A 12,909-nucleotide genomic window follows, 5' to 3' on the forward strand; every position below is an offset into this window, starting at 1 on the left:
GTGTTCGATATTCCCATCGCCGTGTCAGGTATTTTTTATGTCGCTACGCGTCTGCATCCTGGAAACCGATATCCTGCGTCCAGGCTTGATCGATCAGTACCAAGGTTACGGGCAGATGTTCAAGCGCCTGTTCGCCAAGCAGCCGATCCCTGCCGAGTTTGTGGTGTACAACGTGGTGAACGGGGAGTACCCGCCGGACGATGAGCAGTTTGACGCCTATCTGGTCACCGGCAGCAAGGCAGACTCCTTCGGCACCGACCCGTGGATCCAGACGCTCAAAACCTACTTGCTCGAACGTTACCAACGCGGCGATAAACTGCTGGGCATCTGCTTTGGCCATCAGTTGCTGGCGCTATTGCTGGGTGGTAAAGCCGAGCGCGCTACTCAAGGTTGGGGCATGGGCATTCATGATTACACACTGGATGCCCAGGCGCCGTGGATGAGCCCCGAGGTGCCTGAACTGACGCTGCTGATCAGTCATCAGGACCAGGTGACCACCTTGCCGGAGGGCGCCAAAGTCATTGCCTCCAGCGAGTTTTGCCCGTTCGCCGCGTACCACATCGGTGATCAGGTACTGTGCTTCCAGGGCCACCCGGAATTTGTTCAGGATTATTCGCGCGAGTTGCTGGAGATTCTTCAGACAACCTTGGGCGAAAAAGTCTACTCAAACGGTGTAGCCAGCCTGGCACGCGAACACCATGGCGTCACCGTAGCGGAATGGATGATGCGCTTTGTGGCGCACAAGCCCGAAGCCGAGGTTAAAGCCATCCCGACCGCTTGAAGCTGGCCCACAGGCTGGTGCACCCCACCGCGATCAGCCCGAGCACCGCAAAATAGCCGTAGTGCCATTGCAGCTCGGGCATGTTCTGGAAGTTCATCCCATAAATCCCCGCCACTGCGGTGGGGAACGCCAGGATCGCTGCCCAGGCGGCGAATTTGCGCTGCACTACACTCTGGCGCGACGCCTCCAGCAACACCCCGATTTCAATGGTCTGGCTGGCAATGTCGCGCAGGGTGGTGAGGTCTTCCATCTGCCGTGTGACGTGGATCTGCACATCGCGGAAATACGGACGCATGTTCTTGTCGATAAACGGAAAGCTCAGTTTCTGCAGCTCCTGGCTGATCTCTACCATTGGCGCCACATGACGCTTGAGCCGCAGCACGTCGCGGCGCAGGCTGTGGAGGTTCTGGATATCGCGTTCGCTCAACGAACTGCACAGCACATTGCGCTCCAGCTCATCGATCTCGGCATGGATTGCCTCACTGACCGGCTGGTAGTTTTCCGTGACGAAATCCAGCAGCGCATAGAGTACGAAATCTTCCCCATGCTCCAATAACAATGGTCGCGCCTCACAGCGCTGACGTACAAAACCGTAGGACGCCGAGTGACCGTTGCGTGCGGTAATCACGTAGCCGTTGCCGGCGAAGATATGGGTTTCGATAAACACCAGTTTGCCGTTCTCGCGCACCGGCGAATACGTGACGATAAACAGCGCGTCGCCAAAGGTTTCCAGCTTGGGGCGGCTGTGTTTTTCCAGGGCGTCTTCGATGGCCAGTTCATGCAGGTTGAACTGGCGTTGCAGGTTGGCCAATTCCAGGGCGTTGGGCTCTTCCAGGCCGATCCACACAAAATGCCCGGGTTTGGCGGCCCAGGCCGCGCCTTCGTCGAGGGTGATATCGGTGACTTTCTTTCCGGCGCTATACACGGCGGCCGCAACAACTCTACCCATGATGCTGATCACTTCTTATAAGAGGAGACAGATGTTGGGCAGCTTAGCGTGAATGGCGTTCCGTAGTAGGAGCGAGCACCCTCGCTCCTATAAGGAAAAGGGAATCAGGCCCTGTTGAGCTGCGCATCCATGCCCTCGATGCAGGCATCCATTTGTGCCTGACATGCCTGCATCAAGGTGGGGATATCATCCGACGTCATGCCGCAGGTAGGAATCGGCGGCAGAGAGCGTATAAGCACATCACCGCTGTTCCAGCGATTGAGCTGCATATGGGTGACGTAATTGCTGACGCACACCTGCACGATGGGCACCCCGGCGGCGATGGCCATATGAAAGGCGCCTTTCTTGAATGGCAGCAGACCCTTGCCCAGGTTGCGCGTGCCTTCGGGGAACACCCAGATCGAGGTGTCTTTATGTTGCAACGTATCGGTGGTGGTGAGCATGGCGCGGCGCGCTTTGTGGGCATTGCCGCGGTCGATCAACACATTGCCCGCCAGCCAGAACAACTGGCCGAACAGCGGCACCCACTTGAGGCTCTTCTTGGCGATGCACACGGTGCGGTGGGGCACCACGGTACCGAACACGAACAAGTCATAGTTGGACTGATGGTTGGCGATAATCACGCAAGTGCCCGGCTTATGCCGCAGCGAGTCGACATCGGCTTTCACATTCAGCCCCAACAACCACATGGCGGGCACCGCGTAGAGGCGGGCGCACAAGCGACTGTTATCCGGGTTGAACGGGCGGCAAACGCCGATCAGCACACCCAACACACCAGCCACTATAAAGTGCAGGCCCATCAACACCATACGTAACAGAAAAAGCATCCACCTGGCCCATCGAAACAAAAGGTGGCGCAGTGTACGGTTGTGCACTGTATTCGGCAATTGGCGCTATAGAAGTAGGAGATGGGCGATGTTTGAGCGCATATTTCGATATTTGCCAGGGGCCCCAGCCTAGAGCGACTGAGGCTTCTTCAGATATGGCTGTAAGAAAAAGCCCGACGCAAGGTCGGGCTTTGGCATAAGCACAGTTAGGCTTAACTCAGAATATGGCCCTGATCCTGGATGATTGCCTCGTCCAGGGCTTCCAGCAGCGCTTTGCGCACTTTCAATTTGGTGTGCTTGTGGGCGTTCATATTGATCTTCTTCAATTGCCGCGCCGCCTCCAGCGCTGCTGCGTGCAGTTCTTCCGGGGCGACCACTTTATCGAGGAAGCCGGCCTGCAATGCACCCTGAGGGTCGAACATCTCGGCATTGATCACCGAGCGATGGAACGCCGACTTGCGCAGACGATCCCGTGCCAGCTCGATTCCGGCGTGGTGCATGGTCATGCCGATCATCACTTCGTTCAGGCCGATGCTGAACGGGCCTTCTACCCCGATCCGATAATCCGCCGACAACAACAGAAACGCGCCCTTAGCCACCGCATGCCCAGGGCACGCCACAATCACGGGGAACGGGTGCGACAACAGCCGCCGCGCCAATGTCGAGCCCGATGTCACCAGACCGATTGCTTCTTTGGGGCCGGCGGTCATCACCTTCAAATCGTAACCCCCGGACAGAATCCCCGGCGTGCCGGTAATCACTACTACCGCCCGATCCTTCTCGGCCTGGTCCAGCGCTTCGTTAAACGCACTGACCACCGCCGGGGAAATGGCGTTGACCTTGCCGTTGCTCAAGGTCAGGGTGGCGATACCGTCTTCGAGGTGGTAGGCAATCAACTCACTCATGACGCGGTTCCTTGTAGGGCTTGTTATAGAAGAATGCAGCAGACGTTACCCACCACGCCCGGCTCGGTAAAGCGCTATGACTGACTACCCAGTCAGCCTTTACCCCCATGCCCAAGCCTAGACGGCCTGCGGCGTGGCGCGACAAAGCCTTGAGACAGGCGCCAGCGGTGCCTGAGAATGGCACAATCACCACCCCTCGCCGGACATGCTCAGGCATAACCGGCTAACCGCATGAATATTCTGAAAAAAACCTTTGCCATCAGAAAGGCTTTCGACTACATTAGCGCGCCTCGACAGACTGAACTGGTTTGACGAGATACGGTGAAGTGTCCGAGTGGCTTAAGGAGCACGCCTGGAAAGTGTGTATACAAGAAATTGTATCGAGAGTTCGAATCTCTCCTTCACCGCCACATTCTACAAACACAAACCCCCGGTTTCTTAACAAGATCCGGGGGTTTGTGGTTTCTGGCGTTCTTAAATACAGGGCTTGGCAGGCTGCGCCGTGCCCTCGCATGCAGTCACTCAAACCCCGCAAGCCCTTGATGCCTCAAGTGCCTGATGGGCGCCAAGCTCGGCTTGAGATGCCCGCATTCTTGCCGGTATTCACTTCGAATCGGTCTGGCTACCTGTGCGGGGCGACTCATACGTTATCTTGTTCGTTATACAACCTCTGCCTTGCCCGGATTGTGTAGATGACCACTCGACCGAAGCCCACGCTCAACCTTCGTAGTTTGATTCTTATTTTTGTACTGCTTTCTGCTGTCGCGACCCTGGTCAACAGTTTCTGGGTCATGTTCAAGATCCAGAAGCAGGAACTGATTGAAGGGGCGCTGGACGTCAATAAAAACTATGCCGCCCGTATCGCCCGCAGCGTTGAGCAGGTATTGGACGCCGATCTCGATAAATTGAAATATGGTGCAGCGGGTATTGGCAAAGCGTTTGGCGACAAAAGTGCTTTGACCCGTGAGGCCAAGCGCTTATTTGAGCAGGACGCCAGTTTCAACTCCGTTCTGGTCGCCAGCGCGGACGGTACCATCATTGCTTCCGCGCCTGAAAACCTTCAACTCAATGGCCGCACGTTGCAGCACAAAGAACCTTTGACGCTGCGCACGCCGAAAATCAGCAACGCCTTCAGGTCGATCTCCGGCAATTTGGTGGTGTTTATCTCTCAACCCATATTCGACACGGGCGGAGAGTATCTGGGCTTGATCGGCGGCACTATCCGGTTGGAGCAGAGCAACACCCTTCAAGCCCTCATGGACACGAATGTGCGCAAGGATGGCGCGCATTTCTACTTGGTCGACGCTGCGCGCCAGGTGCTCTATCACAGCGATCCTGCGCAGATAGGCAGTGTCAGGGGCACGGACCTGATCGCCAGCGCATCGCTCCGCGAGGCCTCAGGCACCTTACAGGCTAAGGATGAGCACGATGTGCAAATGCTCGCCGGTTTCGCTCGGGTGCCCAGCAGCGGTTGGGGGGTGATCTCGCAGCAGCCCTTGGAGAATATCCAGGCAGTTCTGCGCCGGACGATGACCAAAGTTGCTCAAGGTATAGCACCGTTGGCGCTGTTCGGGATCGTTCTGATCTGGTGGTTGGGCGCAAGGATCTCGGCCCCATTATCGCGGCTGGCCGACTGTGCCAAACGGCTGGACATGCCTGACAGCTACGCGCGCATCAGCGCAGTGCCTGCGCGTTATTTCGAAAGTTGGCAGATCCGCCGAGCGCTGTTGCTGGGCGCGACCCTGTTGCAGGAAAAGATCGGCAAGCTCAATCATCAGGCCCATACGGATGCGCTGACGGGGCTGGCCAACCGCCGGGCCATGCAGGACGTTCTGGCGTTGTGGCAGGAGACAGGCAAAGCGTTTGCCGTGGTTTCGGTCGACATCGATCATTTCAAGCACGTCAACGATACGTTCGGCCACGGTGTGGGGGATGAAACGCTGCGCGCCATTGCCGAACTCATGCAGCAGAACTCACGCGCCAACGACATGCCTTGCAGGGTGGGGGGAGAGGAATTCGTCTTGTTATTGCCGGGCAGTTCGCTGCAAATAGCGGCCGATGTCGCTGAGCGGCTGCGCGCCTCAATCGAGGCGGCCAGCATCGAGACGGTCGGGCGTATCACCGTCTCAATGGGGGTGGCGCTGTGGCGTCCTGAGGTCGAGTCGATATCGGCCGTCCTTGAGAGAGCTGATCAACTGCTATACCAAGCCAAGCAAAGCGGCCGCAATCGCGTGGTGGTTGAGCAGGTGCCGGACTGAACTGCGACCAGCCGTCACGCCATTGGGCCCTCAATGCCTGTGGCGATGATGCACATCCGGAAAATGCGCGTGGCTATGCTTGATCGGGCTGTGCACGTGCACATGGCTGTGTGGCTGATTGGGGTCCCAATCAAACGCATGTTCATGCTGATGATGTTCGTCATGCACATGCCGGTGCCCGTGTTGCGTGGCTTCGTGCTGATGTTCATGGGCGTGGCGTTCGGTCAGGTGCAGCCACACGCCTACCGCCATTAACGCCGAGGCCACCCAGAACGCGATCGACACCGACTCGCCCATCGCCAGTACCGCCAGGGCGGCGCCGAGAAAAGGGGCGGTGGAGAAATACGCCCCGGTGCGTGCGCTGCCCAGGCCGCGCAGGGCCAGTACAAACAGGACGAGGCTGATGCCGTAGCCGAGGAAGCCCACCAGCAGGATTGGCATCAGTTGAGCGGTGGCCGGCCATTGCGCGCCGAGGTAAACGGCCAGGCCGGTATTCACCAGCCCGGCGATCAAACCTTTGATGCCGGCGATAAATACTGCGTCCGAAGCGGAAACCTTGCGCGTCAGGTTGTTATCGATGCCCCAGCACAGGCAGGCCAGCGCAACTGCCAGCGGCCCGGTCCAGTCGCGACTGGCGCCGGCGCCGTCCGACCAGGACAACACCACACCGCCCAGCACAATCGCGATCATCCCCAGGACGATACGGCGGTCGGCGTTTTCTCGGAACACCAGCCAGGCGATCACGGCGGTGAGCACCGATTCCAGGTTGAGCATCAACGAGGCCGTTGCGCCGGCGGTGCGGGTCAGGCCGTACATAAGGGCGACGGGGCCGAGGATGCCGCCGAAGAGAATGGCGCCGAGCAACCAGGGCCATTCATGGGGTGTCAGCCCGCTGTGCTGCCAGCCGCGATCGCGGATCAGGCGCACCACGCCGAGGCCGAGGCCACTGCCGAGGTATAGCAGGCCGGCCAGCAGAATGGGCGAGAGGCCCAGGCCGAAGTGTTTTGCGAGCGGGGTGCTGGCGCCGAACAGAGCGGCGGCGCAGAGGGCATAAACGATGCTGAGGTTCATGGGCCATCCTCGGAGGGTCAGCCCATGATACGTCGCGGGCGCAGGGGAACGCCCGAGGGATTTACTGCGCGGTTTTCAGCTTGACCACATCACCGGAGATCTTGGTGGTGTAACCGCTGAGCACCCAGGCCCAGAACCATTTTTCCTGCACTTGGGTGTTGATCAGAGCGTCGCCGCCTTTTGCCTTGATGGCCGCTTCTTGTGCGCGGACGAAACGGCTGTTCTGACCGATCGGGATCACGCCGAACAGCATGATGCCGGTGGCGCTGGCTTCACTGTGACCCAGCACGGTGTATTGGTTGCTGTCGTACTGTGGGGATTTGATGGCGGTGCCGGTGCAGCCGGCCAGGGCGAAACCGAGTACTGCGGCTGCAACTACTTTGCTGACGTACTTCACTGTGTAACTCCATGGTCTAAAGCCCAAGATTCAATTCCTGGGCGCGCGTACTGTAATCGCTGCATAGACGAATTGAAACGAATCTGAACGATTAGGCTCGTTCACGCCGCGCGGCTAAACATGCAGCCACGCCAGCCCGCCCAGCACCATCGCCACGCCTGCGGCCGTATACGAAAGTCGCTTCAACCACTCCTTCCTCGTCAACAAGGTAATTGCCGCCAACGAAATCGCGATCTGAATCGCAGTCATCGCCTGGGCCCAGCGGTGGTGCCGATGCAGCGCCTGTTCGGATTTTTCATCCCACTCCCGTGAGGTGGCTTCAAGTTTTTCTGCCTGTTGGCGCACGGCCTCCTTCTGGCTTTTGTAGCGTTCGATCTCTTCCCGATAATGCGCAGCATCCACGCCGGGGATATGGGTGGCCAGCTCCGCCAGGTTTTGTCGGCTGGACTTGGCCTGGTAGTAATTCCACTGGTTGGCGGCTTCGGTCTTGATGATCGCGGCGTTGTTCTTGTCCATCGCCGCTTCACTCTCGGTGGAACCGGCCTGGTAGCTGAGCATGGCGCCGAAGGTGGCCATCAACGCGGTCATCACGGCGATGCGGCTGGCGAAACTATCCCCTCGGGCGTGGGCATGTTCGGTGGTGTGTTCGATATGTTTTTCGTGGGGGCTGGGGACTTCGAAGGCTTCGGACATGGCGGCCTCTGTGAACGGCGTGAGGGATACTGATTCTTCACCAGCCAAGCTGTCGCGATCCTGTCCGCGACGCAGGATCAACCTCGCCCAAAGGGTTGCCCGCAGGTCAATGTGACCGCTATTGTGCTGAAACCTTTTAGTCCTTCCCCCAAGGATCCGTTGTGATGAATGCACCGCGTACCGCTGTCCCGATCAAGGCTGTGATTTTCGATATGGACGGATTGTTGCTGGACACCGAAGGCATCTACACCGAAGTCACGCAGATCATTGCCGAGCGCTACGGCCGTTCTTATGACTGGGGGATCAAGCAGCACATTATCGGGCGGGGTGCCCAGGACCTGGCCGAGTATGTGGTCAAGGCGCTGGAATTGCCGATCACCCCGGCCGAATTTCTGCGCATCCGCGAACCGTTGATGAGCGAGCGTTTTCCCAAGGCATTGGGCATGCCCGGCGCCGAAGCGCTGGTTCGGCATTTGAAGGCGCACAACATCCCGATTGCCGTGGGCACCAGTTCCTCGCGCAATTCGTTCGGCCACAAGACCACCTTGCACCGCGAGTGGTTTGCGTTGTTCGACACCATCGTTACCGCCGATGACCCGGAAGTCGGTGCCGCTAAGCCCGCGCCGGACATCTTCCTCACCGCCGCACGCCGTCTGGGGGTCGAACCCAAGGATTGCCTGGTGTTCGAAGATTCGCCGTTCGGCGTGACCGCGGCAAAGGCAGCGCAAATGACCGCCATCGCTGTGCCCGATGAAGCCATGGCCGACAGCAAGTACCACCACGCCGACCAGATCATCCGCAAACTCGCGGACTTTGATCTGGCGGCGTATGGCTTACCGCCGATGTCCTGATCACGCACGGCCAAAACAGGGAAGGGGGCTTGCCCCTTCCCTGTTGGCTCAGGCGCTGAAACCACCGTCGATAGTCAGGCTGGCACCGGTGATATATCCGGCCTCTGGCCCCGCCAGATACGCCACAAAACTGGCAATCTCCTCCACCTGCCCGTACCGCCCAATGGCCATCAAGCCGACCAAGCTCTCGGCAAAATCGCTGTCGGCTGGGTTCATGTCGGTGTCCACCGGGCCGGGTTGCACGTTGTTGATGGTGATACCGCGTGGCCCCAGGTCCCGTGCCAAACCTTTGGTCAACCCCACCAGCGCGGCCTTGCTCATGGCATACGGTCCGCCGCCGCCGAAGGGCATGCGCTCGGCGTTGGTGCTGCCGATGTTGATCACACGGCCGCCTTCGCCCATGTGCTTGGCGGCTTCCTGAGTGGCAATAAATACGCTGCGCACGTTGATCGCCAGGGTCTGGTCGAAGTCCTCCAGCTTGAAGTCTTCCAGCGGCGCAATGGCCAGCACGCCGGCGTTGTTCACCAGGATATCCAGGCGACCGAACGCCTTGACGGTGGCGCTGACGGCGTTGCGGATCGCGGTGGCGTCGGCGCTGTCGGCGTGGATGGCCAAAGCTTGGCCGCCTGCGCTGATCACGCTGTTTTGCAACGCCTCAGCCTTGGTCGCCGAGCTGACGTATGTAAAGGCAACGGCGGCCCCTTGGGCGGCCAGACACTGGACGATGGCGGCGCCGATGCCGCGGGAACCGCCTTGAATCAAGGCGACTTTGCCGGTCAGGTTTTGTGCAGTCATGTCGATCTCCTGTCTGTTCAAGGCGGTATGCCCTGTTGTTGCAGCCGAGTATCGACCTGCCTCACCCAGGCCGGTAGACCGTGATTGCTATAGTCTGTGTAAACCAAAAGTTTAGGGTGAGTCGGTATGGAAAGCTTTGGCAGTATCGAATGCTTTGTGCGCAGCGCCGAAGGCGGCAGCTTTGCCGAGGCTGCGCGGCACTTGAGCCTGACCCCGGCGGCGGTGGGCAAAAGCGTGGCCAAGCTTGAAGCGCGCCTCGGCGTGCGCCTGTTTCAGCGCAGCACGCGGCGCCTTACCCTCACCGAAGCCGGCAAGCTGTTCCTCGATGAAGTCAGCGCAAGTCTTATCACCATCCAGAACGCCGTGGCCAACCTGGCCAGCGCCGAAGGGCGGCCGGCTGGCACACTCAAGGTGAGCATGGGCACGGTGTTCGGTAATCGTTATGTGATGCCGCTGCTGGGGCGATTCACTGAGCGCTACCCGGATATCAGCCCGGACTGGCACTTCGATAATCGCCAGGTGGACCTGATCGGCCAAGGCTTCGATGCGGCCATCGGTGGTGGCTTCGAACTGCCCCAGGGCGTGGTGGCGCGCAAACTGGCGCCGGCTCATCGGGTGTTGGTGGCGTCGCCGGACTACCTGGCCAAACGCCCGCCGGTGCAGGGGCCCGAAGACCTGGGGCGTTGCTTGGGTATCCTGATCCGCTCGCCGCAAACCGGCCGCGTGCGCACCTGGCAATTGACCGGTCCCGACCGCGAGCAACGCCCCTTGACGCTCAAACCGCGCATGACCTTGAGCGACTCTGAAGCCGCCTGCTGCGCCAGCGCCCAGGGCCTGGGCATTGCGCTGGTGAGCATGCCCATGGCCGTGCCGTTTCTGGACAGTGGCGCGGTGGTACGGGTGCTGCCTGAGTGGTATGTGGACGACGGCAATATTTCCATCTACTACGCCGAGCACAAGCTGCTGCCCGGCAAGACCCGGGCATTTGTGGATTTCATCATCGAGCAGTTTGCCGAGCAGCGCCTGGGGCAGCGCTTTAGCGCGGTTTAATCGAAGCGCGGCCCTAGCGCCCGGACATCCCCGGCCAACCGATCACTTTCTTCGGCCTTGGCGTGGCATAGGTCCTGATCTTCGAGGTCGACAACCCAAGGCGTACCAGCGATTCGGCAATGGTCACGGCCGCCGTTACGCCGTCCACCACCGGCACGCCGGTACGCTGGCGAATCTGCTCATCCAGCCCGGCCATGCCGCCGCAACCGAGGCAGATCACTTCGGCCTTGTCCTCGTGGATGGCCAGTTCGGCCTGGCGCACGATGGCTTCCATAGCGGCCAACGGGTTTTCTTCCAGTTCCAGCACGGCCATGCCACTGGCGCGTACCGAGGCGCAGCGCGCATAGAGGCCGGCGAGCTTCAGGCGGTCTTCGATCAACGGCACGGTGCGATCCAGAGTGGTGACCACCGAGTAGGCATGGCCAAGGAACATTGCGGTGCTGGCGGCCGCTTCGGTGATATCCACCACCGGCACGTCGAGCAACTCCTGCAGGCCTTCGCGCCCATGTTCGCCGTAGCCGGCCTGGATGACCGCATCGAACGGCTGGTCGTATGCCATCACGCGGTCCATCACGGCGATGGCGGCCAGGTAGCTTTCGAAATTGCCTTCCACCGATTCGGCGCCGAAATACGGGGTGAGCCCGACAATCTCAGTGCCCGGTGCGGCCACGGCCCGCGCCTGCTCGGCAATGGTGTCGGTGATGGAAGCGGTGGTGTTGACGTTGACCACGAGGATGCGCATGGGGTGTCCTTGATTAATGACTGACGTTATCGACTGCAATGCTTTCGCCGCTGACATCGGCATAGAAAGGCTGGCGCTTGGCGATCAGCCGGTACAGCAGCCCTGCAATACCGGCGCCAAACAACCAGGAAAAGGGCGAGACGCTGGCGAACCCTGGCAGCAGGGCCAGCAGAATGGCGATCACCGCCGCCGGAATAAACGCCGCCACCGCACGCAAATTGACCCCGCGGCTGTAGTAATAAGCGCCTTGCGGGTCTTCGCTGTAGAGCTGCGGTACGTTCACCTGGCTTTTTCGGATCAGCCAGTAATCGACCATGATCACGCCGTACAACGGCCCCAGCAGTGCGCCCAGGCCCGAGAGGAAGTACACGATCACCAGCGGGCTGTTGTAGAGGTTCCACGGCAGGATCAGCACCGCCACGGTGGCGCTGATCAGCCCGGCGCGGCGGAAGTTCAGGTACTTGGGCGCCAGGTTGCTCAGCACAAAGGCCGGCGCCACAAAGTTGGCCATGATATTCACCGCCACGGTCACGATCAGGAACGCCAGGCAACCGAGCACCAGGAACACGGTGTTGGGGATCGCTGCGATGATCTCGGTGGGGCTCTCGATCACGCGCCCATTGAGTTGAAACTGCCCGCCGCACAGCAGCACGGTGATGGCGGCGAACACTAGGATATTTACCGGCAGGCCCCAGAAGTTGCCGACCACGATGGTTTTGCGGCACGGCGAGGAACGGGCGAAGTCGCAGAAGTTGAGGATCAGCGTGCCGTAGATCGCCAGCCACAGCGCGCCGCCGGCAAAGATATTGCGCCACATCTCACCGCCGCTCAGCGGCTCCCGCACCGACCAGGCAATATGGCCGTCCACTTGGAAGTACATCCAACCGGCCAGCGCGGCCATGGTCAGCAAGATCACGGGGCCTGCGAACCCTTCATAGCGCCGCACCATTTCCATGCCGTAGGCCAGGATCACCAGCTGCACGAACCAGATCGCCACGAAACACACCCAGCCCAGGGTCGACAGGCCGAGGATCGAGTTGTGGTCGTAGTCGGCAAAGCCTGGGTGAATCGCCGTAAGCAATACGCGGAAAACCACCGAGGCCAGGTAGGTCTGGATACCGAACCAGGCAATCGCGATCACCGCACGGATCAGCGCTGGGATCTGCGCCCCGTGGATGCCGAAGCTGATGCGGCTGATCACCGGAAACGGCACGCCGGTTTTTTGCCCCATATACCCCGACAGGTTCATAAAGAAGTACACCAGCGCCGCGCCGATCCCCAGGGACAGCAGAATCTGCCAACCGCCCAGGCCCAAGGCGTATAGGCCGATCGCGAATGAATAGTTGGCGATGTTATGCACGTCATTGGTCCACAGCGCAAAGATGCTGTAGCGCCCCCAACGGCGACCTTGCGCCTTGGTCGGCGCCAGGTCCTTGTTGTGCAGGCGTGGGCTTAGTACGAGCGGGCCAGGATCTGGGGCCTGGTTATTCAGGGCGGAGGAGGGCAGATCCAGTGCGATGTTATTCGAGAGGCTTGTACGCATTCCGGCAGGCTCCAAGGCATCTGCAGCAACGCCGCGGATGGCAAAGT

The 12,909-nt window shown here is 60.0% G+C and carries 13 protein-coding genes and 1 tRNA gene; 5 read left to right on the forward strand and 9 right to left on the reverse strand.

Going from position 1 to position 12,909, the window contains the following annotated elements:
• Positions 1-37 precede the first annotated feature (37 nt).
• On the forward strand, positions 38-781 hold the full coding sequence (locus tag ACFZPT_RS13050; RefSeq protein ID WP_034099752.1) for an amidotransferase: 744 nt from the start codon (positions 38-40) through the stop codon (positions 779-781).
• On the opposite strand, the gene ACFZPT_RS13055 is transcribed toward ACFZPT_RS13050, so the two are convergent.
• The 3 genes from ACFZPT_RS13055 to ACFZPT_RS13065 form a co-directional block, all read right to left on the reverse strand.
• Positions 759-1,730 carry a magnesium and cobalt transport protein CorA gene (locus ACFZPT_RS13055; protein WP_034099751.1) on the reverse strand — a complete coding sequence of 324 codons (972 nt, stop codon included), beginning with the start codon at positions 1,728-1,730 and terminating at the stop codon, positions 759-761. The genes ACFZPT_RS13050 and ACFZPT_RS13055 overlap by 23 nt on opposite strands.
• 104 nt (positions 1,731-1,834) lie before the next feature.
• Positions 1,835-2,557: a 1-acylglycerol-3-phosphate O-acyltransferase gene (locus tag ACFZPT_RS13060; protein WP_184336147.1), complete on the reverse strand. Its 723-nt coding sequence runs from the start codon at positions 2,555-2,557 to the stop codon at positions 1,835-1,837.
• Positions 2,558-2,769: 212 nt separating this feature from the next.
• Positions 2,770-3,462, reverse strand: coding sequence for a crotonase/enoyl-CoA hydratase family protein (locus ACFZPT_RS13065; RefSeq protein WP_034099749.1), 693 nt, complete (start codon positions 3,460-3,462; stop codon positions 2,770-2,772).
• Positions 3,463-3,782: 320 nt separating this feature from the next.
• Here ACFZPT_RS13065 and ACFZPT_RS13070 point away from each other — a divergent pair.
• A tRNA-Ser gene (locus ACFZPT_RS13070) sits at positions 3,783-3,872 on the forward strand.
• Between the two features lie 282 nt (positions 3,873-4,154).
• A complete protein-coding gene (locus ACFZPT_RS13075) occupies positions 4,155-5,720 on the forward strand; it encodes a sensor domain-containing diguanylate cyclase (protein ID WP_099312243.1) in 1,566 nt (521 codons plus the stop codon).
• A 30-nt stretch (positions 5,721-5,750) separates the two neighbouring features.
• Here the strand turns inward: ACFZPT_RS13075 and ACFZPT_RS13080 are convergent, their stop codons facing one another.
• The 3 genes from ACFZPT_RS13080 to ACFZPT_RS13090 form a co-directional block, all read right to left on the reverse strand.
• Positions 5,751-6,791: a DMT family transporter gene (locus ACFZPT_RS13080; protein WP_169902496.1), complete on the reverse strand. Its 1,041-nt coding sequence runs from the start codon at positions 6,789-6,791 to the stop codon at positions 5,751-5,753.
• Positions 6,792-6,852: 61 nt separating this feature from the next.
• Positions 6,853-7,188, reverse strand: coding sequence for a hypothetical protein (locus ACFZPT_RS13085; protein ID WP_034099746.1), 336 nt, complete (start codon positions 7,186-7,188; stop codon positions 6,853-6,855).
• Positions 7,189-7,302: 114 nt separating this feature from the next.
• On the reverse strand, positions 7,303-7,881 hold the full coding sequence (locus ACFZPT_RS13090; protein WP_034099745.1) for a DUF4337 domain-containing protein: 579 nt from the start codon (positions 7,879-7,881) through the stop codon (positions 7,303-7,305).
• A gap of 164 nt (positions 7,882-8,045) precedes the next feature.
• Between ACFZPT_RS13090 and ACFZPT_RS13095 the strand changes: the two genes are divergently transcribed.
• Entirely contained in the window at positions 8,046-8,732 is a 687-nt protein-coding gene (locus ACFZPT_RS13095; RefSeq protein ID WP_034099744.1) for an HAD-IA family hydrolase, read from the forward strand.
• A gap of 48 nt (positions 8,733-8,780) precedes the next feature.
• Here ACFZPT_RS13095 and ACFZPT_RS13100 read toward each other — a convergent pair whose 3' ends face one another.
• Positions 8,781-9,527 (reverse strand): 3-oxoacyl-ACP reductase family protein, encoded by a 747-nt coding sequence (locus ACFZPT_RS13100; RefSeq protein ID WP_034099743.1) that lies wholly within the window; start codon positions 9,525-9,527, stop codon positions 8,781-8,783.
• Between the two features lie 126 nt (positions 9,528-9,653).
• Here ACFZPT_RS13100 and ACFZPT_RS13105 point away from each other — a divergent pair, with 126 nt between their 5' ends.
• Positions 9,654-10,577 (forward strand): LysR family transcriptional regulator, encoded by a 924-nt coding sequence (locus ACFZPT_RS13105; protein WP_034099742.1) that lies wholly within the window; start codon positions 9,654-9,656, stop codon positions 10,575-10,577.
• A 13-nt stretch (positions 10,578-10,590) separates the two neighbouring features.
• Here ACFZPT_RS13105 and ACFZPT_RS13110 read toward each other — a convergent pair whose 3' ends face one another.
• Both ACFZPT_RS13110 and ACFZPT_RS13115 read right to left on the reverse strand, forming a co-directional pair.
• Positions 10,591-11,319, reverse strand: coding sequence for an aspartate/glutamate racemase family protein (locus ACFZPT_RS13110; protein ID WP_099312247.1), 729 nt, complete (start codon positions 11,317-11,319; stop codon positions 10,591-10,593).
• A 13-nt stretch (positions 11,320-11,332) separates the two neighbouring features.
• Positions 11,333-12,862 (reverse strand): NCS1 family nucleobase:cation symporter-1, encoded by a 1,530-nt coding sequence (locus ACFZPT_RS13115; RefSeq protein ID WP_047881270.1) that lies wholly within the window; start codon positions 12,860-12,862, stop codon positions 11,333-11,335.
• Positions 12,863-12,909 lie beyond the last annotated feature (47 nt).

Origin of the sequence: Pseudomonas sp. MD330_10, assembly GCF_042610415.1 — a bacterium.
Lineage (GTDB): Bacteria > Pseudomonadota > Gammaproteobacteria > Pseudomonadales > Pseudomonadaceae > Aquipseudomonas > Aquipseudomonas rhodesiae.